Below are 21,792 nucleotides of genomic sequence, written 5' to 3'. Positions count from 1 at the left end.
ATATCATCGCAGGCAAAATGCGCGCCGCCCGATGTGCTGCGTCCCCGTGCGCGCGGTTAACCCAGCAGGCGGTGCGTTTTGGACCAGGCGAGGAACAGCTCGGGCCAGGCATGCACGGGCTTGCCGATGGTCCTGCGGCCCCAGCCAAATCCGTGTCCGCCTCGCTCGAACAGGTGCGTCTCCACCGGCACATCCGCCTTTTTGAGCGCTGCGCGCAGCCGAATCGTGTTTTCGACCGGTACGACATCGTCATCTTCCGCGTGCATCAGGAAGCAGGGTGGCGTTGCTGCGGTTACCTGCCTGTCGGGCGAATGTGCTTCGATCAGTGCTGGCGAGGGGTTTGGACCCAGCAGTCCATCGCTTGAACCGGAATGCGCGATCGCAGGATCCAGCGAGACGACTGCATAGATGGGCGCGGCTAGCGCAGGCCGGGGGTCGATTGCGTCGGCTGAATCGACGGGCGTGTAGGCCTGGTGCGCAAAGCGCGTTGCAAGGTCGGCGCACAAATGCCCGCCTGCCGAAAAGCCCATCGCGCCGACGCGCTTCGGGTCGATCCCAAATTCCGCCGCGCGCGCCCGTATTACCCGCATTGCGCGCTGCGCGTCTGCTAGCGGCGTGTTGCTCCGGTCGCGCCAGCCCTGCACGGGCAGTCGGTAGAATAATATGAACACAGTCACCCCGCGCGCTGCCAGCCACGGGGCGATCTCATACCCCTCTTTGTCGACCACGACGCGGTGATAGCCGCCGCCTGGTATGACGAGCATCGCCGCCCCATTGGGGTTCGCCGGGCGAAACACGTCCAGCCGGGGCGTGCGGACGCTGTCATACGCCCGGTCGGGGAAATTGGGGTCTGCGGATCGCACCAGGACATGGTCCGCAAGCGCGGCATCGTTAAGCCCCGGAGCGTCGCCCGGCCACAAATTGAAGCTGGCATCGGGCTTGACGGGCGCATTATCCCCGCTCGCCTGCGCGGTAGAGACGAGCACGGTACCGGCAAGGCCAGTGGCGAGAAGGTCACGGCGGTTCATGCGCCGGTTCTGCCGCCCGCTGACCTCTCATGCAATCGTCGCGGATGAAGGCGGGGCGGCCAAGGATAGGCCGGGTAGCGCTCTAGGGTACGCTACCCGGCCATGCCCGCTGCTTCCTATCTAGGAAGCAGCGGGCGAATTGCCAGCTTGTTGCGCCGGTCCGGCCCGGAGCGGCGGCCAATCACGCGCGGTCGCCCAGATAATGCGCCTGTGCCGCGTCGGTGGCGTTGACCGCAAGCACCGATCGCGCCTCTGCGGCAGAGCGGATTCGCCCGGCGCGGTCCGAAGCGGTGTCGAGCACGCGATCGAGCAATTCCTGCCCCTCGTGCCACCATCCGATCCCGCTCGCGGCGTTGAGGTGTCCCTGCGCGCCGGCGTCGATGAACAGGCTGCCCCAGTTCCGCGCCATCGCCCGGGCGCGCTCAGGCGTGACCCACGGATCGTCGCTGCTCGATACGAGGATCGAGGGGAAGGGCAGGGGCTTGGCCGGTGTCGGGCGAAAACCGCCCAGTTCGCTGCGCGCGCCGGGCCGGTCGACATCTGCGGGGGCCACCAGCAGTGCGCCTGCGACCGGATAGCTGAAGGGCTGCCCCGCAAGCTCTGCCCACCAGGCGACGGCGAGGCAGCCCAGGCTGTGCGCCGCCAGCACCACGGGTGCCTGCGCGCTGCGGATCGCCTGGTCGAGCTTGGTCACCCAGGCATTGCGGTGTGGTGTGTCCCACATGCCCAGTTCCACCCGGCTCGTGTCGGGGCGGGATTGCTCCCACAAGGTCTGCCAGTGCGAAGGGCCCGAGCCGCCCAGCCCGGGAACGGTAAGGATGATCGGCGATTGTTCGTCATGGGGGTTGAAGATCGTCATGTTCCGCTCTTTCGAGAGAGGAGGCCGGGCTTCCAACATATTCCCACTAAGTTAGTATGCAATAAAGCTGCGTCGAAGCGGGCGGCGGTTGCGCCGGGCCGCCGGGTGCGCCTACACGCTGCCGCATGGCCAAGCAGCGTGCGGATCAGATGCTCGTCGATCGCGGGCTGGTGGAAAGCCGGACCCGCGCGCAGGCGCTGATCATGGCGGGACTGGTCTTCGTCGGCGATCGCAAGGTGGACAAGCCCGGCCAGGCGCTGGCGGACGACGTCGTGCTCGATGTGCGCGGGCGCGATCACCCCTGGGTCTCGCGTGGTGGCATCAAGCTGGCGCACGCGCTCGATCATTTCGGCTGGGACGTGACCGGCTGCGTGGCGATCGACGTCGGCTCCTCGACGGGCGGGTTCACCGATGTGCTGCTGAGCAAGGGCGCCGCGCGCGTCTATGCGGTGGACAGCGGCACCAATCAGCTCGCCTGGAAGCTGCGCCAGGACGATCGCGTGATCGTGCACGAACAGACCAGCGCACGCGTGCTGACCGCCGCGCACATCCCCGAAAGCGTGGACCTGATCGTGTGCGACGCAAGCTTTATCGGCCTGGCGAAAGTGCTCGAGGTGCCGTTCCGTTTCGCCGGTCCCGAAGCGCGCCTCCTCGCGCTGATCAAACCCCAGTTCGAGGCGGGCCGCGACGAAGTGGGCAAGGGCGGTGTGGTGCGCGATCCCGCTATCCATGCCCGCGTCTGCGGCGAAGTCAGCGACTGGGTCGCCAGCCAGGGCTGGCGCGTGGAAGGCGTGGTGGAGAGCCCGATCAAGGGCCCTGAGGGGAATGTGGAATTTCTGATTGCTGCGCTGCGGGAAACATCGCCGACACCGCTTGCGTTTAGCCAAGCCCACGAATAGCGCTACGGAGCCCATGCGAAATCTACTCGGACTAATCGCGTTTGCCTTGACGGCTGCTGGATGCTCGGGGGGAGGCGGCTCGCAGCCCAAGGGGCGCGAGGCACCGCTGGTCTCCGCCGCCGCTGTCGGGTCGATGCGCTTCGTCGATCGCATCGATGCGGTCGGCACCGCGCGTGCGAATGAACAGGTCACGCTCGCCGCGCCCGTCACAGAACGAATTACTCGGCTTAATTTCGACGATGGCGCATTTGTGCAGCGCGGCCAGGTCATCGCCGTGCTCGCCGCGGGTCAGGAAAACGCGCAGCTGGCGGAGGCGGGCGCGCGGGCGCGCGAGGCGCGGCAACAGCTTGAGCGCCTGGAGCAGCTAAAGGCGCGCGGTTTCGCCACCACCAGCGCAGTCGATGCGCAGACTGCGCTTGCGGGTCAGGCCAGCGCCCAGGCTGCGCAGGCGCGCGCCTCGATCGGCGATCGCGTGATCCGCGCGCCCTTTTCCGGTTGGGTTTCGCTTCGCAACATTTCGGCCGGCGCGGTGGTGAGCGCCGGAACGGAGATCGCGCAGATCAGCGATATTTCTCGGATCAAGCTCGATTTCGCCGTGCCAGAGACATTGCTCGCGCGGGTCCAGCCGGGCCAGGCGATCAGTGCTCGAGCCGCTGCCTATCCCGATCAGCCTTTCCGCGGCACGATCGCGACGATCGATCCGGTGCTCAGCGCCGATACGCGCGCCGCCACCGTGCGCGCGATCCTCGCCAATGGTGATCGCAGGCTGAAGCCGGGGATGCTGCTCACGGTGTCGATCGAAAGCGCGTCGCGCGATTCGCTTGCCGTTCCCGAGCTCGCCGTGGTGGAAGAAGGCGAAGAGAGCTTCGTCTATCTGCTCGATGGGGAGAAGGTGAAGCGCACGCGGGTCAAGCCGGGGATCAGGCAGGGCGGCATGGTGGAGATATTGGAAGGGCTCAGCTCTGGCCAGCGCATCGTCACCGAAGGCGTCGTCAAGATTTCCGACGGGCAGACCGTCCGCCTAGCCGGCGCGCCCGCCGCCAAGCCGCAGGCCAGATAACCCGTGCAGCTTTCGGACCTGTCCGTCCGCCGCCCCGTTTTCGCGGCGGTGATGTCGATCCTGCTGGTGATCGTTGGCGTGGTGGGCTTCCTGTCGCTTTCGGTGCGGGAATATCCCGATACCGATCCGCCCATCGTCTCGGTCTCCACCAGCTATACCGGCGCTGCCGCCAGCGTGATCGAGTCACGCATCACGCAGGTGCTGGAAGAGCGACTGTCTGGGGTTGAGGGGCTTCAGACGATCACCTCGCGCTCGCGGGACGGCTCCTCGGACATCTCCGTCGAATTCCGCCCCGGGCGCGATATCGATGTCGCCGCGAACGACGTGCGCGATCGCGTCGCCTCAGCCGCCGATGATCTGCCGGAGGATGCCCTCGCGCCACAGGTGCGCAAGGTCGATGCCGATGCCGCACCGATCATGTTCATCACGGTCAGCCGTCCGGGCTGGACGCAGGTCGCGCTTTCGGACTGGGTCGATCGCAACCTGACCGATCGTTTCGCCAATATCGACGGCGTCGCGCGCGTGTTCATCGGCGGCGACGCACGCCCGTCGATGCGCGTATGGCTCAATCCCGCCCGGCTCGCCGCCTTCCGCCTCACGCCCGCTGATGTCGAAAGCGCGCTGCGTACCCAGAATGTCGAATTGCCCGCTGGCCGCCTTCAATCGAGCCAGCAAAACACCACGCTCCGCGTCAGCCGCCCGTTCGACACTGCGGAGAGTTTCGCGAAGCTGGTCGTTGGGCGCGGGGCCGATGGATATCAGGTGAAGCTCGGCGATATCGCTCGCGTCGAACAGGGTGCCGAAAATCCCTATTCGCGCTTCCGGGTGAATGGTGGCTCCGCAGTCGGTCTGGGCATCGTGCGCCAGTCCGGCGCAAACACGCTGGCGGTCGCCGATGCCGCCAAGAAAATGATGGAATCGCTCAGGCCGACGCTTCCGCCGGGTATGACGCTCGATCTCGGGTCAGACGAATCGCTGTTCATCGCCCGCGCGATCCAAAGCGTTTGGCACACCCTCGGCGAGGCCGCCGTGCTCGTGGTGCTGGTCATCTTCCTGTTCCTTGGAAGCTGGCGCGCGACGCTCATTCCTGCGGTCACGGTCCCGATCTGCCTGCTCGGCAGTTGCGCCGTGCTGTGGCTGTTCGGCTTCTCGATCAATCTGCTGACGCTGCTAGCATTGGTGCTGGCGATCGGGCTCGTGGTCGATGACGCGATCGTCGTGCTGGAAAATGTCTATCACCGGATCGAGGAGGGCGAGCCGCCGCTCGTTGCTGCGTTCCGGGGTACCCGCCAGGTGGGCTTCGCAGTGATCTCGACCACGCTCGTGGTGATTGCGGTGTTTGTCCCTGTCTGCTTCCTCTCGGGCCAGACTGGCCTGTTGTTCCGCGAACTGGCGGTGGCGATGATCGGTGCGATGGCCTTTTCGGGCTTTCTCGCGCTCAGCCTCACGCCGATGCTCTGCTCCAAACTGCTCCGGCATGAGAAGCGCGGACGCTTTACCGGCTGGATCGATCGGCAGTTCGGCAGGCTGGAGGCATTCTATGGCCGCCGGCTCGATTGGGCGCTCCGCAAGCCTTTGCTGCCGCTGTTCGGAATTGTCGCCTTTTTCGGGCTTTCGGCGTTCGCTTTCTCCACGCTCCGGTCCGAACTGGTCCCGGCCGAGGATCAGGGCATCATTCAGGTCTCCGTGAATGCGCCGGAAGGAACCAGCTTCGCGCAGATGGATCGCTACATGACCGAAGCGCAGGCAAAGATTCTCCCGATGGTCGAAAAGGGCGCGCTTCGTTCGGTCATCACGAGGACGCCGGGTGGTTTCTCAGCCAGCGACGATTTCAATAGCGGCCAGTTCAACGTGTTTCTCCGGTCCTGGGAGGATCGCAGGATCACCACCCAGCAGGTGGCGACGGAGCTCAACAAGATCCTTGCAGGCATGCCTGCGGTGCGTGGCAACGCACAGGTTCGCTCGGCGCTTGGCCGCGGCCGCGGGCAGCCGATCGGCTTTGTCATCGCCGGCACAAGTTACGAGGATCTGGTCAAGGCGCGCGACCGCATCCTGGCTGCGGCGGCGCAGAATCCTGGGATCATCAATCTCGATTCGGATTATAAGGAAACCAAGCCGCAGCTTCGCATCGATGTCGATACGCAGCGCGCCGGCGATCTCGGCGTCTCGGTCTCCGCCGTCAGCCAGGCGCTCCAGTCGCTTCTGGGTTCGCGCCGCGTTTCCACCTATGTCGATCGTGGCGAGGAATATCGCGTGATCGTGCAGGCCGAAGAGCGCGACCGCGAGAATCTGGCGAGCCTCGCCTCAATCTATGTGCGCGCGCGCGATGGCGGTCTGGTGCCGCTGTCGAATCTTGTGACGACGCGGCATGCGGCGGGCCCGCGTGATCTCGGCCGCTTCAATAAATTGCGCGCGATAGCTCTCCAGGGCGGTATCGCGCCGGGCTATTCGCTGGGCGAGGCGCTGGCGTTTCTCGAGCGGGAGGCGGCGGCGTCGCCCGAGGTGCTGGCGATCGGCTACCGTGGCGAGAGCCAGGCCTTTGTCGAAACCGGCGGTTCCATTCTCGCGGTTTTCGGCATCACGATCCTGATCGTCTATCTGGTGCTGGCCGCGCAGTTCGAGAGCTTCGTCCATCCCGGCGTGATCATCATGACTGTCCCGCTTGCGGTGGGCGGTGGGTTGATAGGCCTGATGATCTCGGGTTCATCGCTCAATCTCTACAGCCAGATCGGCATCGTCATGCTGGTCGGGCTGGCGGCCAAGAACGGCATCCTGATCGTCGAGTTCGCGAACCAGTTGCGTGACAAGGGCGAAGAGATTGGCGCGGCGATTCGCCAGGCGGCGCAGCGTCGCTTGCGCGCAATCCTGATGACCTCGATCGCAACCGCCGCTGGCGCGGTGCCGCTCGCCATTGCCACGGGGGCGGGTGCTGCCGCACGAGCTTCGATCGGCGTGGTCATCGTGTTCGGCGTGTCCATCGCCACGATCATCACCCTGTTCCTAATTCCGATTCTCTACTCTAGGCTTGCGAAAAGGACGGGCTCACCCGAAGCGGTGGGCCGGGAACTCGATGCGGCGCTGGGGGAAGGTGCCGCGCCGCGCTCAGGGGAATGAGGGTGAGAATATGAGGGAAATCGCATCGAAGGGTCAGTTGCGGCTCGCGTTCCTGCGCTGGGCGGTGGTCACCGTGCCCTTCATCCTCCTGCTCGGCTTCGCATCGGCCAGGCTGGCGCCGTCGGGCTCGGAAAATGCCTGGTTCGTGCGGCTGGTAAAGCCAGAGATCATGCCGCCCAGCTATGCTTTCCCGATCGCCTGGACGGTACTCTATGTGCTGATGGGGCTTGCGCTGGCGATGATAATCAATGCGCGCGGCTCCACGCTGCGGGGGCCGGCGCTGGTCCTCTTTGCGGTGCAGATGGCGGTGAACCTCACCTGGGCGCCGGTATTCTTCGGAATGCATCTGGTGGTTCCGGCCCTGATCATCGTCTGCGTGATGTTCGTGCTCGCGTTGGCGACGGCCATTCTGTTCGCCCGGATCCGGATGGGCGCGGCGCTGTTGCTCATCCCGTATCTGGCCTGGATCGGCTTTGCCGGATTTCTGCTTTTTCAGATCAACGAGCTCAATCCGAACGCCGCAAGTCTTGTACCTTCGCGCTCGGCTGACCAAATCCAGATCCACTGAGTTTTTTAGGAATACCGACATGCAGAGCGACAACCGCCTGTTCGACGATTTCGTCAAGTTTGTGAACGGCGCGGCCGGCACCATGGCCGGCATGGCCCGCGAAGGCGCGGATGGCGCGCGCGAGCGTGCGAAGGAGTGGCTCGGCGGTCTCGATTTCGTGGCGCGTGACGAATTTGAAGCGGTCAAGGCGATGGCCGCCGCAGCGCGGGACGAGAATGAGGAGCTGAAGAGCCGCATCGCCGCGCTGGAGGCCCAGATGGCGGCAAAGCCCAAGGCCGCGCCTCGCAAGGCTGCGGGGAACTAAACTCCTTTTCCACAGCTTTTCGACAGGGTTGCGCACGGGGTTCCTTGTGCCGTTCCCTGGCGCTTGGCAGAATCCCGCCCAGGCAGTTCGTCTGGGGGAAGGGTGTTGATGTTGGACGAAGCCGAATTTGAACGCGACGACGCCGCGCCGATCGACATGCTCGAAAGCTATTTCGCCGCCCATGGCTGGACCTATCAGCGCGAGGACGAGGAAGTCGTCGCCAAGGTAAAGGGCAGCTGGACCGAATATGAGTTGCGCGCGATCTGGCGTGACGATGATGGCGTGCTGCAATTCCTCGCTTTCCCGGACATTCGCGTGCCTGACGAGCGCCGCGCGGCGCTGTATGAGACGATCGGGCTGGTCAACGAGCAACTTTGGATCGGCCATTTCGAATTATGGTCGGCCAGCGGGATTCTGCTGTTCCGCCACGCTGCAATGATCGACGGCGACACGCCAACTTTGAGTCTCGCTCAGGCTGAGCTGCTTGTCGAAAGCGCCGTCGACGAGTGCGAACGTTTCTATCCGGTGTTTCAATTTGTCCTCTGGGGCGGCAAGACTCCCGCGGACGCGATGGCCTCCTCCCTAATCGAAACCCAAGGCGAAGCATGATCATCCCGGGCCGGCTCTGGCTGGTCGGCTGTGGTAACATGGCCGGAGCGATGCTCTCGCGGTGGATCGAGACCGGTACGGTGGATGCCGCCCAGGTTTTCGTCGTCAATCGGGAAGACCGCGCGTTGCCGCAGGGTGTTCGGCAGGGCAGGTCGTTTCCCGACGAACCGCTTCCGGGCGCCGTGATGCTTGGCATGAAGCCGCAGCAGCTTGGCCTGATCGCCGATACGCATGGCAGCCGTATCGCCGGTGTTCCGCTGCTGCTCTCGATTCTGGCCGGCATAGAGGTCGAAACGCTGGCCCAGCGCTTTGAGGCAGGCGCGATCGTCCGGGCGATGCCCAATCTGCCCGTGGCGCTGGGCAAGGGCGTTGTGGCGCTGCACGGTCCACATAACGCTCCCGCCGAAGCGCTGATGAAGCCGCTCGGGCTCGTCGAGTGGATCGGGGACGAGGCGTTGTTCGACGTGGTGACCGCGCTCGCGGGCAGCGGACCGGGTTTCGTCTATCGCTTCATCGATGCGCTCGCTGCGGGGGGGGCGGCGCTAGGGGTGCCCGCAGATCAGGCGCGGCGCCTCGCGCTCGCGACGGTGGAGGGCTCGGCGCTTCTCGCGGCACAATCGGACCTGTCGCCAGGCACGCTGGCCGACCGCGTCGCCAGCCCCAATGGCTCCACGCGCAAGGGACTCGACGTGCTCGACGCCAACGGGGCGCTCCTCAACCTCCTTCGCGAGACACTTGCTGCCTCGGCCCGGCGCAATGCGGAGATGGCCGCTGAAGCGCGGAATTAGCGGAACGTCAGCCCGTCCAAAGGGTTATGCCTCCCGAATCATATCGGAGGCGGAAATGACCACGACCACAGCCACACGCGGCAAGGACGGCCGCTTTATCGGGGCGAAGCGCACCAATTCCACAGCCAATCTCGGCGTGATCGCGGGAGCGGCCGCCGGCGGCGCAGCGCTCGGGTTACTCGCGATGCTGGGCCGCAAGGCCGCTGTGCAGGCACCGACGGCGCTGGCCGGGAATTGGGATGAAGCGCTCGCGCTCGAACACGCGGCGACCCGCAAGGTGTTCGACGCGCTGGAAGCCACTGACGAGACCAACACGACCAAGCGATCGATGCTTTTATCCCATTTGAAGCATGCGCTGATGAAGCATGCGATCGAGGAAGAGAATGTGATCTATCCGGCACTGCGAGAGGCCGGTCAGCGCGAGGCGGCCGACGCGCTCAATCAGGAGCACGGCTATGTGAAGCAGTATCTATACGAGCTGGAGAACATGCCCAACGCCTCGCCTGAATGGATCGCCAAGCTCAAGGAGTTCCGCGCCGATATCGAGGCGCATATGCGCGAAGAGGAAGACGAGCTCTTCCCCACGCTGCGCGCCCAGCTCAGCGAAGAGAAGAGCAAGGCGCTGACGCTCGCCATGAACAAGGAGGGCTTCAAGGTCGCCTGAACGCCATTTTACCCGAACAAAGCGGCTCTCCGGAATCGACCGGGGAGCCGCTTTTCTTTGGTGCGGACGGCGGGACTCGAACCCGCACGCCCCGAGGGGCAGAAGATTTTAAGTCTCCGGCGTCTACCGGTTCCGCCACGTCCGCTCGCGTCCTGACAAGCGCAGCCGCGCCGCCGCGTCAAATCATAACTTGCCCGCGTAGCGATCGGTGGCGCGGATCAGCTGGTCGAGGATACCGGGCTCGGAAAAGGCATGGCCGGCACCTTCGATCAGGTGGAAGTCCGCTTCGGGCCACTCCTTGTGCAAGGCCCAGGCATAGCGCGCGGGGCAGGGCATGTCGTAGCGGCCATGGACGATCGTGCCGGGGATGGCGCGCAGCTTGTGCGCGTCGCGGAGTAGCTGATCGGTTTCGAGCCAGCAGCCATGAACGAAGTAATGCGCCTCGATCCGGGCGAAGGCCAAGGCGAACTCGCCTTCGTCATGTTGGGCGGACATGGCTGGATCGGGAAGCAGCGTGATGATCTCGCCTTCGAACAGGCTCCATGTGCGCGCGGCGGCGATCTGCTCCTCGCGCGTGCCGCTGGTCAGGCGGCGGTGATAGGCGGCGAGCATATCGCCCCGCTCGGCCTCGGGGATCGGCGCCACGAAACGCTCATATTTCTCCGGGAACATCTCCGAGACGCCGAACTGGTAGAACCAGTCCAGCTCGGGTTTGGAGCAGAGATAGATGCCGCGCAGGACGAGTTCGCTGACATGCTCGGGATGCGTCTCGGCATAGGCTAGCGCCAGCGTCGAGCCCCAGGAGCCGCCGAACACCAGCCATTGATCGACGCCCGCGATCTCGCGGAGCCGCTCGATATCGGCGACGCTGTGCCAGGTGGTGTTGGCCTCCAGCTCGGCATGCGGGGTCGATTTGCCGCAGCCGCGCTGGTCGAACAGGATCACGTCGTAGAGGGCAGGGTCGAACAGGCGGCGATGCGTGGGCGAGATGCCACCGCCCGGGCCGCCGTGCAGGAAGACCGCGGGCTTGGCGCCGGGCGTGCCGACGCGCTCATAATAGATTTGGTGGCCATCGCCGACATCGAGCATGCCGGTCTGATAGGGTTCGATTGCGGGGTAGAGGGTTCGAAGCATGCCACGTCCTTGCGGAATCCCCGGCAAAAGAAAAGGCCGGGGAAGCCCGGCCTCGTCCTAGATCGCGTGTCGGAAGCGGTTCACACGTTGAGGCGCGCGCGCATTTCCTTGCCGGGCTTGAAATAGGGCACCCGCTTGGCATTGACCTCTACGGTTTCGCCCGTGCGCGGGTTGCGGCCGGTGCGGCCATCGCGTGCGCGGGTGGAGAAGGCGCCGAAGCCGCGAAGCTCGACACGGCCGCCTGCGGCGAGCCGTTCAACGATCTCGTCGAAGAAAATCGAGGTGATCTTTTCAACCTCGCGGACCGATAGCCCGGGATTGTCCTGAACCAGCAACTGAACGAGTTCCGAGCGGATCATCCGCACCCTCCCTTTTGCGCGCGCGAACTTCGGGTTTCCGCGCGGCGATCCCGCCAGAACCCTAGCGGCATTCAATGACTTGCATCAAGGCGAAGATGCTCTGCCCGAGCAAGTTTTTGCAGGAAAAGGGGGAGCGGCGATGCCGCTCCCCCGATCAGGCTTACTTCTTTTCTTCGCGAGCCTTGAGAGCCTCGCCCAGGATGTCCCCGAGCGATGCGCCCGAGTCGGACGAACCATATTGCTGAACGGCCTGCTTCTCTTCGGCGATCTGCATCGCCTTGATCGAGAAGGTCGGCTTCTTCGAACGGTCGAAACCGGTGACCATCGCGTCGAACTTCTGGCCGACCTGGAAACGCTCCGGACGCTGCTCGTCGCGGTCGCGGCCGAGATCGGTGCGCTTGATGAAGCCGGTCGCGCCATCGTCGCCAGCCTGCACTTCGAGGCCCGCGTCGCGGACTTCGAGAACGGTGACGGTGACGATCGCGTTCTTGTTCAGCTTGTCACCCGAAACCGGCGAAGCCGCCGAAACCGGGCCGCCACGCTCGAGCTGCTTCATGCCGAGGCTGATGCGCTCCTTGTCCGGCTCGATCGCGAGGACAACGGCCTTAACGGTCTCGCCCTTGCGGTGCAGGTTGAGCGCGTCCTCACCCGAAATGCCCCATGCGATGTCCGACATGTGGACCATGCCGTCGACGTCGCCGTCCAGGCCGATGAACAGGCCGAATTCGGTGGCGTTCTTGACTTCGCCTTCGACTTCCGAGCCAACCGGATGGGCAGCCGCGAAGGCCTCCCACGGATTGTTCTGGGCCTGCTTGAGGCCAAGCGAGATGCGGCGCTTCTCGGGATCGACCTCGAGCACGATGACGTCGACTTCCTGCGAGGTCGAGACGATCTTGCCCGGATGGACGTTCTTCTTGGTCCAGCTCATTTCGGAGACGTGGACCAGGCCCTCGATGCCGGCTTCCAGCTCGACGAACGCACCATATTCGGTGATGTTGGTGACGCGGCCCGAAAGCTTCGCGCCGACCGGATACTTCTCCGAAGCGCCATCCCACGGATCGCTCTCAAGCTGCTTCATGCCGAGCGAGATGCGCTGCGTGTCGCGGTTGATGCGGATGATCTGAACCTTGACGGTGTCGCCGATGTTCAGGACCTCCGACGGGTGGTTGACGCGCTTGTAGCTCAGGTCGGTGACGTGAAGCAGGCCGTCGATGCCGCCCAGATCAACGAACGCACCATAATCGGTGATGTTCTTTACGACGCCGTCGATCACCTGGCCCTCGGCCAGCGACTGGATCAGGCCCGAACGCTGCTCGGCGCGGGTCTCTTCGAGAACGGCGCGGCGCGAAACGACGATGTTGCCGCGCTTGCGGTCCATCTTCAGGATCTGGAAGGGCTGCGGGATATCCATCAGCGGGGTGACGTCGCGCACGGGGCGGATATCAACCTGCGAGCCGGGGAGGAAGGCAACGGCACCCGACAGGTCGACCGTGAAGCCGCCCTTGACGCGGCCGAAGATGACGCCCTCGACGCGTGCGGTCTTCGCGAATTCGGTTTCGAGATTGTCCCAGGCGGCTTCGCGGCGGGCGCGGTCGCGGCTGAGCATCGCTTCGCCGTTCGCATTCTCGACGCGGTCGACATAGACCTGCACTTCGTCGCCGACCTTCAGGTCAGCCTTCTGACCCGGCGCTGCGAATTCGCGCAGCGGCACGCGGCCTTCGGACTTCAGGCCAACGTCGATGACTGCAAGGTCGTTTTCGATGCCGGTGACGGTGCCGATGACAACGCGGCCTTCAAAGCTCTCTGCGCCGCCAAGGGTCTGTTCGAGGAGGGCCGCGAAATCGTCGCGGCTCGGGTTTGCCGTAGTGGCCATGTGGTTAGAGTTCCTGTTTCGTCATATTCCGGCCAACCGGTTGAATCCGGTGGTCTTTTGGCCGAACTGCCGCGGCGGCCGAATGCCGGTCGCGGCATCCATGCGGACAAGAGCCGCGAGAGGATCAAGACGCATCGAAGAAGCGAAATGGGCACATGGACGCGCCACACCTCCCGCGAGCACAGCCCGCCGGACCGCGCGCCCTTAGCGGAAAGGGGGAGAAGAGGCAAGTTGGAGCCGGAGCGGCGGAAGCTTGCGTCCATGCGCGGCGGCGCGGTGCGAAAGGTGACACTAAAGTGACACCAAGATCGGCCTTTGCGGCGCGAATGTTCCCAATGCTCGCGCCGGCGACGGTGATTTCAGGCGGACGATTTCAAAGAGCGGCCGGCAGCGCCGACCGGCTCAGCCAAGCAGGCGAAATCCTACATTGCAAGGGCGATGTAGTGGGGCTTGGGCGTTGTGCCGGGGCTATGCCGGGCAGAGCTAGCGGGACCCCGGGGCAAGCCCGGGGTGACAGGGGAGAGGGCTGGTCCTCTGGCCGCCAGGTGGATCCCGGAACAAGTCCGGGATGACGGGTGTGGACGTGGGGAATGTCTGCTCCCAATCCTCTCGGTCGCCCCGGGCTTGACCCGGGGTCCAGCTTCTTCCTCGAATATCGTCAGCACTGCGCGGCGCGGCTAGCGCGGCTTGTGCGTCATGCGCAAGCCATGCGCGTCAGAGATAGCGGGACCCCGGGGCAAGCCCGGGGTGACAAGAGAAAATCAGGAAGTTCGGGGTGGCGAGGGAAAGGGCGGGGCTGCTCGATGCGTGTTCAGGCCGGGGCCGAAGTCGTCTTCGCCTTTGCCGCTTCCACGATCGCGATCGCGCGCTGTACGGCGGCGTCGATCGAGAGGAAGCTGGTGTCGAGGAGCACGGCGTCGGCGGCCTGGGTCATCGGGGCTTCGCTGCGCTTCGAATCGCGTTCGTCGCGGGCGCGGATGTCGCTGAGGACCTTGTCGAGGCTGGTCAGGATGCCGTTCTTGCGCAGCTCCAGATGGCGGCGCTGGGCGCGGATCATCGGGGTTGCCTTGACGAACAGCTTCACGTTCGCGTCGGGCGCGATCACGGTGCCGATGTCGCGGCCATCGAGCACGGCGCCACCGGGCTGGTGCGCGAACTTCTTCTGGCGATGGAGCAGGGCCGCGCGGACGAGCGGGTGCGCGGATACGACCGAGGCGATCTTGCCGACCTCATCGGTGCGCAGCCATGGATCTTCGAGCAGATAATCCTCGAAGCTGCACGCCGAGACGGCATCGGCTTCCTTCTCGGGCGTCAGATCCTCGCGCAGCACGGTCGCCGCGACGGCGCGGTAGAGCAGGCCGGTATCGAGATGCGGCAGCTTGTAATGGCGCGCCAGGGCGCGGGCGATCGTGCCCTTGCCCGAAGCTGCGGGCCCGTCGACGGCGATGATCATGGCTGACACGTCGGATTACTCGGCAAGTGCATCAAGGGTCTGGAAGAAATCGGGATAGCTGGTCGAAACCGGCGCTACATCATCAATGCTGATCGCCGCCGCAGATGCAAGTCCAGCCACCACCATCGACATCGCGATACGATGGTCGAGTTTCGAGGCGACCTGAGCGTTGCCGGCCAGCGGCCTGCCCGCGGAGCCCGTGATTGCGAGGCCGTCTTCAAATTCCTCGAGCGCTACGCCAGCGGCTTCGAGCGCCGCCTTCATCGTCGCGATCCGATCCGATTCCTTGACGCGCAGCTCGTGCGCGCCGCGCGCCACGGTGCGGCCCTCGGCTAGCGCAGCGGCGACGAACAGGATCGGATATTCGTCGATCATGCTGGGCGCGAGATCGGGCGGCACCTCGATCGCGCGGAGCGGCGCGTGGCGCACGCGCAGATCCGCCACAGGCTCGCCGCCCACTTCGCGCGGGTTCAGCTGGGCGATGTCCGCGCCCATCATGCGCAGCGCGGTGACCAGCCCGGTGCGCGTGGGATTCATGCAGACATTTTCGATGGTAACCTCCGACCCCGGCACGATCGACGCCGCGACCATCCAGAAGCCCGCCGAGGAGGGATCGCCCGGCACGACGATGTGCTGGGGCTGGAGTTCGGCCTCTCCGGTGATCGAGATGACCTTCCCCTCGGGCGAATCCTCGACGGTCAGCTCCGCGCCGAAGCCGCGCAGCATCCGCTCGCTATGGTCGCGCGTGGGCACCGGCTCGATCACGCGGGTGATGCCCGGTGTGTTGAGCCCGGCGAGCAGGACCGCCGATTTGACCTGCGCCGAGGCGACCGGGAGCGTGTAGGCGATCGGCACCGCCGGGTTCATGCCGCGCACCATCAGGGGCAGCCTGCCGCCCGGGCTCGCCGTGATATCCGCGCCCATCTGGCTGAGCGGCTCGATCACCCGGCCCATCGGACGCGAGGACAGCGATGCGTCTCCCGTGAAGGTCGCCGTGATGCCATGGCTGGCGACCAGGCCCATCAGCAGCCGGGTGGACGTGCCCGAATTGCCCATCTCCAGCGCCTGGGCCGGCTGGAGCAACCCGCCGACGCCGACTCCGTGGACGCGCCAGGTGCCGTCCGCGTCGCGCTCCACCGTGGCGCCCATCGCGCGCATCGCGGCGGCGGTGGCCAGAACATCCTCGCCCTCCAGCAGCCCTTCGATCCGGCTTTCGCCCACGGCAAGCGCCGAGAACATCAAGGCGCGGTGGCTGATCGACTTGTCGCCGGGCACGCGCACGATGCCGCGCAAAGGGCCGCGCGCGGAAATGCTATAGGGGCGGGGAGGAGAGGCAGACATGTGGGCGGGCTTTGACAGCCGCCTTGCGCCATGGCAAGGCGCGCCCCACTTTACGGGCCACTCCCGAAATCAAGATATTTTGAAAGGCAAAGAGGCAACACATGGTGAAGCCGGAATGGGGCACCAAGCGTACGTGCCCGAAGTGCGCAACGCGGTTCTACGATCTGACCAAGGACGAGCCCGTGGTCTGCATCGCCTGTGCCTATTCGTGGGATCCCGAGCCGATCCTGAAATCGAAGCAGCCGCTGCCGTTCGAGCAGGCCAAGGCGGAAGCCAAGCCGATCAAGGAGGATTCGGATCTCGGTGACGATGATCTGGATGTCGTCGACGACGAAGAGCCCTCGGCCGACGATGACGTCGATCTGGGCGGCGACGACGATCTGGGCGTCGAAACCGGCGGCGACGAGGACGAAAACTAAAAAGATTTTGGCGAGGGCATCAGGCTCTTGCCAATATGGGCGGGGCCTTCTAATGGCCTCGCCTCCCAAGGTGTGGGGCCGTAGCTCAGCTGGGAGAGCGCTGCAATGGCATTGCAGAGGTCAGGGGTTCGATCCCCCTCGGCTCCACCATTTTCCTTCATGAAGCATCGAAGCCTGGCTCGCGGAAACGCGATCGGCTTTACGCTGCGCTGATCGCGCGGCGCGCTTCGTCGAGCGGGATCACCAGGTCTGCCCAATCGCGCGCGTGGCGCAGCATATGTTCGGTCAGGCGCTGATAATGCTGGACGAATTCCGCCACCTGAACATCGCTCATCCCCGCATCGGGGCTCAGCGCGCGCCGTAGCGCATGCTCCTGTTCGGTGCGCCAGCGCAGCACGACATCGAATCCCGGCGCGGCCAGGAACACCAGCATGTCGATCCGCGCGAACAGCGGCTGATACGGGGCGATCTGCGCATTCACCCAGCGCCGCCACACGCCGTCGCGATCCTGCTCTGCCTCCAGCGGATTGACCGGGGCGGCCAGTTCGCTCTCCGGCTGCGGCTGCACGCCAAGGCACCAGCCTTCGAGGATCAGTATGTCCGCCGGCCCCTGACATGCCTCCGGCGCGCCGGGTTCGTCGCGCGCCTTGTCGAAGCGGGGCAGGTGCGTGACGCCCGGCCGGCCCAGCGATTCGATCGCCGCCAGTCCCGCCGCCGGGTCGTGCGTGCCGGGCACGCCGCGGGTGCTGAGCAATGGATGTACCCGGGCGGCAAGCGCGCTTCGCGACGTGCCATCGAGATAGAGATCGTCGAGCGAGAGGATCGGGCATCCGAAGCGTTCCGCCAGCGCGCGCGCCACGGTCGATTTCCCGCTTCCCTGCGCACCTGCTATTCCGAGGACGAACGGCCGCTTGCGGCCGGGATGCGGAGGCCGCGCGGCGATCGATTCGGCGATGCGAACGGTGGGATCAGCCATGATTGTGACACATCAGTGCTTGCAAGGCTGCGGCGCTGTCAAATAAGCGGGGCGGGGGAAGAGGGAACGCATCATGTCCAGCCGGCCGACGATCAAGGAAGTCTCGAAGATCGCCGGGGTCTCGTTCAAGACCGTCAGCCGTGTGCTCAACAATGAGAAGCACGTCAGCGAGGAAACCCGGCGCCGCGTCGAGGAAGTGGTGGCGCGGCTCAATTTCCGGCCGAGCCACGCAGCGCGCACGCTTGCCGGGCGGCGCTCGTTCCAGGTGGCTTTGCTCTACGACAATCCCAGTCCCTATTACGTCTATCATGTCCAGACCGGCGCGCAGGAACGCTGCTCGGCGCTGGGATACCGGTTGCTGCTCCAGCCGGTCGACGTGCTGTCCGAAGATCTGGTGTCGAACGTGATGGCGCTGATCGACGAGGCGCATCTGGATGGGTTGATCCTGTCGCCGCCGGTGACCGAAGCGACGGCCCTGCTCGACGCGCTCGACGCGCGCGGGCTGCCCTATGTCCGCATCGGCCCGGGGGTGCGCAAGGACAAGGGCATGGCATCGACCATGGACGACGTGGCCGCCGCGCGCGCGCTGACCGAGCATCTGATCGGGCAGGGGCACCGCGCCATCGCCTTTATCCGCGGGCCGGAGACGCACATTTCCTCGAAGGACCGGCTTGCAGGCTATCGCGAGGCGCTGGAGGCGCACGGCATCGCCTTCGATCCCGGGCTGGTTGCCGCTGGGGACTATAGCTTCCGGTCGGGAGGAGAGGCGACGCGCACCCTGCTGGCGCTCAACCCGCGCCCGACGGCGATCTTCGCCGGCAACGACGACATGGCCGCAGGTGCGCTCGCGGTGGCGCACGAACTGGATATCGAACTGCCGGGCGAGCTTTCGATCGCCGGCTTCGACGATTCGGATCTGGCGCGCGCGGTGTGGCCGCCGCTCACCACGATCCGCCAGCCGGTGCGCGAACTTGCCGATGCCGCGGTGAACCTGTTGCTTGGCGGCACCGGCGAGACGCAGGTATCGCTGGATCACGAACTGATCGTGCGCAAGTCCACCGGACCCGCGCCGAAAGCCTAAAGCGCGCGGAAGCGGAAGTCGCGAAAGCGGGCGGTGCCCTTGCCCGCCGAATAGAGGCCGGGCCTGAGCATCAGGAAGCCGCCGCGGACATTGTGGTGGTAGCCCGAGACTTCCATGCCGCGATCAAAGCGCTGCCATGTCGCACCATTGTCGCCGCTGCTGTGGTAGGAGACGATGTGGCGGTTGTTGGTCACGCGCATCCGCATCCGGCGGCCATGCGGATTGGCGGGGCGGGCGCGCTCGATGCCATATTGGTGCGTGACGAAGCGGCTCTCGTCGAAGCCGAGCCCGCAATAGAGCTTCTCGTCATAGAAGAGCAGCAGTCCGGCGACGCCGCCTTGCTCGATCTCGATATCGCACTCGAACTGATAGGCCTGGTCGCCAGCGATCAGCAGCAAAGGCGCGCCGGAACTGGGGGCTATGCCCTTGGCATCGAGCAGCAAGACATTGTCCTTCACGCGCACGCGATCCCGCTCATCGGGCGCGGGCTTGAAGAAATTCCAGCGCGTGCCGAGTTCGAGCGTGCTGAAATCGTCGGACAGGGCAAGGCCGTGCGGCACAGCCTCGCCGCCTTTGGGCTTGGCGATGGGCTGAGACAGATCGCCGCCGGTCATCCGGAACCAGCCATCGGTGGTCCACTCCACAGGATCGAGCAGGGCCTGACGACCAAGCGTCCAATAGCCATTCTCATAGCCGTGATAGACCGACCACCAGCTTCCGTCCGGCCCCTCGACCAAGGTGGCATGCCCGCGCGACCACCATTTCTCGGCCAGCGACGTGGTGCGCACGATCGGGTTGCCGGGATGGTTTTCCCAGGGGCCTGCCAGTGAGCGGGCGCGCGCGGCGATCACCATGTGCCCGGTCGGCGGACCCGCCGTGCCGCCCACCGCGGTGATCATGTAGTACCAGCCATTGTGCCGCAGCAGCTTCGGCCCCTCGGGCGAGAAGCCCTCGACGTCCCAGTCGTCTGGATAGCGCCACGGATCATAGACATGCTCGGGCTCGCCGGAGCGCGTGAGGCCATCGTCGCTCAGCGGCACGCGGTCGCCGCCCGAAAGGAACAGCCAGCGCTTGCCATGCTCGTCCACGGCGTGGCCGGGATCGATATGATTGGGCAGGTGCAGGTCGATCGGCTCGCTCCATGGCCCTTCCATCCTGTCCGCCCAGATCACATAAATGGTGTTGGGCGCGGCCTTCACCGGAATGTAGAGGTAGAAGCGGCCCTTGTGCTTGCAGAGCTCGGGCGCCCAGACCGATCCGATATTCTTCGTCAGCGCCGGGCCGATGGGCTGCCAGTTCACCAGATCGCGCGAGTGCCAGAGGATCAGGCCCGGATAGGAATCGAAGGTCGAGAAGGTCATGTAATAGTCCTTCCCGTCCTTGAGGATCGACGGATCGGGATGATCGCCTGCCATCAGCGGATTGAGGAAACGGCCGTCGCCCAGATCGGGCGTGCGCTGATTGTCCCGCCCGCGTTGCCAATCGCGCATGGCTTGGGGTGCGCGTGCAAAGGCGGGGAGGGGAAGGCCCGCGGCCATTGCCGAGCCCAGGGCGCCGCGACGGGTGATCTTCATGACACCGGTTTACCTGAGCGTCCGCGCCATGCAAGCCGGGCCGGAATTAACCTTTAATATCAGCCAAAACCCGTCCCGAACACGAACACGCGTTAACCAAGGATCGCGCTGGCGGATTTCGTAAACAGATTGTTAACTCCTGCTTATGCAACGCCAGCTAGTCATCGAGGGCTCCGCCCGCCGCCACCCCATTCGCAATCATGCGCGCCGGGTATCGATCGCTAACCGCAAGGCGCGCGACGATGGCGATTGGAAGCTCTTTGCGATGAGCTTCGCCGCCTTCTTCGTCTGCTTCACGACCTTTATCTTCTAGGGGAGCAGTTCGGCCCCATGGGGCGCGGACTCGGCCTGGTGGAGTCTTCGCGCGCAGAGCGCGGAGAGCAGGCAGAGAATGACGATCACGAGGATCGAATTCTCGACGCTGATGCCGGGCACCATGGTGAGCCCCAGCACGCCCACCGAGCCGCCGACCATGAAGGCCGAATTGACGATGTTGTTCGCCGCCACGGTGCGCGAGGTCTGCGACTTGTCGACGGTGGTGGTGAGGAAGGCATAAAGCGGCACGACGAACATGCCGCCGGTGATCGCGATCATGATCAGTGAGAACAGCAGGTGCCAGCCGGCGGGCATCTGCAGGAATTCATGGATCTTGAGCAGCGGGCCATCGCTCACCGGCCAGAATTCGGCGGCGAGATAGAATTCCACGACAAACGCGGCCATCGCCAGCACCGACAGCATCGAATAGCGCGCCGAGACCTCGCCCTTGAGCAGGCGATTGATCACGATCGATCCGATCGCGATCCCGACCGAGAAGATGCCCAGGAAGATGCTGGCCACATCCTTTTGCGCGTGGAACGTGTTCTTCACCAGCGGAGGGAAAAGCACTCCGAGGACGGCCGCGATCGTCCAGAAGGTGCTGATCGCGATGATCGCCAGCCATACGCGGCGGATATGCGTGGTGGCCGCGATAAGCCGGTACGAGGAACGGAAGATGTTCCAGTCGATCTTCAGCTTCGTCGAAGGCGGCGCGGGCGGAATGTTTCGCGACGCGATATAGCCGATGCATGCGACCGCGACCACGCCCGCCGCCGCCGCCTTGGGGCTGAGCAGCCCGCCGGCGATCGTGCCGCACAGGATCGCGATATAGGTGCCCGCCTCGACCAGCCCGGTGCCGCTCAGCACTTCGTCCTCGGCCACGTGCTGCGGGATGATCGCGTATTTGATCGGCCCGAAGAAGGAGGAATGGATGCCCATGCCGACCAGCGCGGCCAGCATCAGCGGCAGGCTGCTCATCAGGATGCCGGCCGCGCCGACGAGCATGATGATAACCTCGGCCATCTTGATGGTCCGCATGATGCGGGCCTTGTCATAGCTGTCGGCCAATTGCCCCGCCATCGCGGAGAAGAGGAAGAAGGGGAGGATGAACAGCCCCTGCGCGATCGCGCTGAACTGCGTCTCTGATTCGACCGAGTTGAAGATCTGGTAGGTCGCGAAGAAGATCATCGCGTTCTTGAACAGATTGTCGTTGAACGCACCCAGAAACTGCGTGACGAAAAGTGGTAGGAATCGACGTGCCTTCAAGAGCCCGATCGAACCGATCATGCGTTTTCCATCCCTTAAAGTGACGGAAATCCGCCCAGCTTCGTGGGCCGTTTAGCCGACGCGATCGTTAACGGGCAACGGAAATTC

The 21,792-nt window shown here is 65.0% G+C and carries 21 protein-coding genes and 2 tRNA genes; 12 read left to right on the top strand and 11 right to left on the bottom strand.

Going from position 1 to position 21,792, the window contains the following annotated elements:
• Positions 1-56: 56 nt before the first annotated feature.
• Positions 57-1,028, bottom strand: coding sequence for an alpha/beta hydrolase (locus SSO01S_RS11825; protein ID WP_066798943.1), 972 nt, complete (start codon positions 1,026-1,028; stop codon positions 57-59).
• A 181-nt stretch (positions 1,029-1,209) separates the two neighbouring features.
• Positions 1,210-1,887: an RBBP9/YdeN family alpha/beta hydrolase gene (locus tag SSO01S_RS11820; RefSeq protein ID WP_066798942.1), complete on the bottom strand. Its 678-nt coding sequence runs from the start codon at positions 1,885-1,887 to the stop codon at positions 1,210-1,212.
• Between the two features lie 125 nt (positions 1,888-2,012).
• On the opposite strand from SSO01S_RS11820, the gene SSO01S_RS11815 reads away from it, so the two are divergent.
• The 8 genes from SSO01S_RS11815 to SSO01S_RS11780 all read left to right on the top strand — a co-directional run bounded on the left by SSO01S_RS11815 (position 2,013) and on the right by SSO01S_RS11780 (position 9,893).
• Positions 2,013-2,786, top strand: coding sequence for a TlyA family RNA methyltransferase (locus SSO01S_RS11815; RefSeq protein ID WP_066798941.1), 774 nt, complete (start codon positions 2,013-2,015; stop codon positions 2,784-2,786).
• A 13-nt stretch (positions 2,787-2,799) separates the two neighbouring features.
• Entirely contained in the window at positions 2,800-3,846 is a 1,047-nt protein-coding gene (locus SSO01S_RS11810; RefSeq protein WP_066798939.1) for an efflux RND transporter periplasmic adaptor subunit, read from the top strand.
• A 3-nt stretch (positions 3,847-3,849) separates the two neighbouring features.
• On the top strand, positions 3,850-6,960 hold the full coding sequence (locus SSO01S_RS11805; protein WP_066798937.1) for an efflux RND transporter permease subunit: 3,111 nt from the start codon (positions 3,850-3,852) through the stop codon (positions 6,958-6,960).
• Positions 6,961-6,970: 10 nt separating this feature from the next.
• Positions 6,971-7,528 carry a TspO/MBR family protein gene (locus SSO01S_RS11800; protein ID WP_066798935.1) on the top strand — a complete coding sequence of 186 codons (558 nt, stop codon included), beginning with the start codon at positions 6,971-6,973 and terminating at the stop codon, positions 7,526-7,528.
• Between the two features lie 19 nt (positions 7,529-7,547).
• Positions 7,548-7,832 carry an accessory factor UbiK family protein gene (locus SSO01S_RS11795; RefSeq protein ID WP_066798928.1) on the top strand — a complete coding sequence of 95 codons (285 nt, stop codon included), beginning with the start codon at positions 7,548-7,550 and terminating at the stop codon, positions 7,830-7,832.
• Between the two features lie 105 nt (positions 7,833-7,937).
• Complete coding sequence (locus SSO01S_RS11790) at positions 7,938-8,441, top strand: type III secretion system chaperone family protein (protein ID WP_439646565.1); 504 nt, start codon at positions 7,938-7,940, stop codon at positions 8,439-8,441.
• Positions 8,438-9,229, top strand: coding sequence for a pyrroline-5-carboxylate reductase family protein (locus tag SSO01S_RS11785; protein ID WP_066798925.1), 792 nt, complete (start codon positions 8,438-8,440; stop codon positions 9,227-9,229). Before SSO01S_RS11790 ends, SSO01S_RS11785 begins: the two co-directional genes overlap by 4 nt.
• 55 nt (positions 9,230-9,284) lie before the next feature.
• Positions 9,285-9,893: a hemerythrin domain-containing protein gene (locus SSO01S_RS11780; RefSeq protein WP_066798923.1), complete on the top strand. Its 609-nt coding sequence runs from the start codon at positions 9,285-9,287 to the stop codon at positions 9,891-9,893.
• 58 nt (positions 9,894-9,951) lie between these two features.
• Here SSO01S_RS11780 and SSO01S_RS11775 read toward each other — a convergent pair.
• From SSO01S_RS11775 to aroA, 6 genes are all read right to left on the bottom strand, one after another.
• A tRNA-Leu gene (locus tag SSO01S_RS11775) sits at positions 9,952-10,038 on the bottom strand.
• 38 nt (positions 10,039-10,076) lie between these two features.
• A complete protein-coding gene (pip, locus tag SSO01S_RS11770) occupies positions 10,077-11,027 on the bottom strand; it encodes a prolyl aminopeptidase (protein WP_066798921.1) in 951 nt (316 codons plus the stop codon).
• Between the two features lie 80 nt (positions 11,028-11,107).
• A complete protein-coding gene (locus tag SSO01S_RS11765) occupies positions 11,108-11,386 on the bottom strand; it encodes an integration host factor subunit beta (protein WP_066798920.1) in 279 nt (92 codons plus the stop codon).
• Between the two features lie 160 nt (positions 11,387-11,546).
• Positions 11,547-13,259 (bottom strand): 30S ribosomal protein S1, encoded by a 1,713-nt coding sequence (gene rpsA, locus SSO01S_RS11760; RefSeq protein ID WP_066798918.1) that lies wholly within the window; start codon positions 13,257-13,259, stop codon positions 11,547-11,549.
• Positions 13,260-14,070: 811 nt separating this feature from the next.
• Positions 14,071-14,712 (bottom strand): (d)CMP kinase, encoded by a 642-nt coding sequence (cmk, locus tag SSO01S_RS11755; protein WP_066798916.1) that lies wholly within the window; start codon positions 14,710-14,712, stop codon positions 14,071-14,073.
• A 15-nt stretch (positions 14,713-14,727) separates the two neighbouring features.
• Positions 14,728-16,053, bottom strand: coding sequence for a 3-phosphoshikimate 1-carboxyvinyltransferase (aroA, locus tag SSO01S_RS11750; RefSeq protein ID WP_066798914.1), 1,326 nt, complete (start codon positions 16,051-16,053; stop codon positions 14,728-14,730).
• A 101-nt stretch (positions 16,054-16,154) separates the two neighbouring features.
• On the opposite strand from aroA, the gene SSO01S_RS11745 reads away from it, so the two are divergent.
• Complete coding sequence (locus SSO01S_RS11745) at positions 16,155-16,472, top strand: TIGR02300 family protein (RefSeq protein ID WP_066798912.1); 318 nt, start codon at positions 16,155-16,157, stop codon at positions 16,470-16,472.
• A gap of 74 nt (positions 16,473-16,546) precedes the next feature.
• Positions 16,547-16,622, top strand: a tRNA-Ala gene (locus tag SSO01S_RS11740).
• A 49-nt stretch (positions 16,623-16,671) separates the two neighbouring features.
• Here SSO01S_RS11740 and SSO01S_RS11735 read toward each other — a convergent pair.
• A complete protein-coding gene (locus SSO01S_RS11735) occupies positions 16,672-17,448 on the bottom strand; it encodes a kinase (protein WP_245646743.1) in 777 nt (258 codons plus the stop codon).
• A gap of 73 nt (positions 17,449-17,521) precedes the next feature.
• Here SSO01S_RS11735 and SSO01S_RS11730 point away from each other — a divergent pair, with 73 nt between their 5' ends.
• Positions 17,522-18,529, top strand: a complete 1,008-nt coding sequence (locus tag SSO01S_RS11730; RefSeq protein WP_066798910.1) for a LacI family DNA-binding transcriptional regulator — start codon at positions 17,522-17,524, stop codon at positions 18,527-18,529.
• Here SSO01S_RS11730 and SSO01S_RS11725 read toward each other — a convergent pair.
• Positions 18,526-20,103 carry a family 43 glycosylhydrolase gene (locus SSO01S_RS11725; protein ID WP_066798908.1) on the bottom strand — a complete coding sequence of 526 codons (1,578 nt, stop codon included), beginning with the start codon at positions 20,101-20,103 and terminating at the stop codon, positions 18,526-18,528. The genes SSO01S_RS11730 and SSO01S_RS11725 overlap by 4 nt on opposite strands.
• A gap of 145 nt (positions 20,104-20,248) precedes the next feature.
• On the opposite strand from SSO01S_RS11725, the gene SSO01S_RS17755 reads away from it, so the two are divergent.
• Positions 20,249-20,416 (top strand): hypothetical protein, encoded by a 168-nt coding sequence (locus SSO01S_RS17755; RefSeq protein WP_169798352.1) that lies wholly within the window; start codon positions 20,249-20,251, stop codon positions 20,414-20,416.
• Here SSO01S_RS17755 and SSO01S_RS11720 read toward each other — a convergent pair.
• A complete protein-coding gene (locus SSO01S_RS11720) occupies positions 20,413-21,705 on the bottom strand; it encodes an MFS transporter (protein ID WP_066798906.1) in 1,293 nt (430 codons plus the stop codon). The genes SSO01S_RS17755 and SSO01S_RS11720 overlap by 4 nt on opposite strands.
• Positions 21,706-21,792: the final 87 nt, after the last annotated feature.

The organism is Sphingomonas soli NBRC 100801 (assembly GCF_001591025.1).
GTDB lineage: Bacteria > Pseudomonadota > Alphaproteobacteria > Sphingomonadales > Sphingomonadaceae > Sphingomonas > Sphingomonas soli.
Note: the sequence above shows the minus strand (reverse complement) of the source record. Positions and strands in the feature narration are given on the sequence as shown.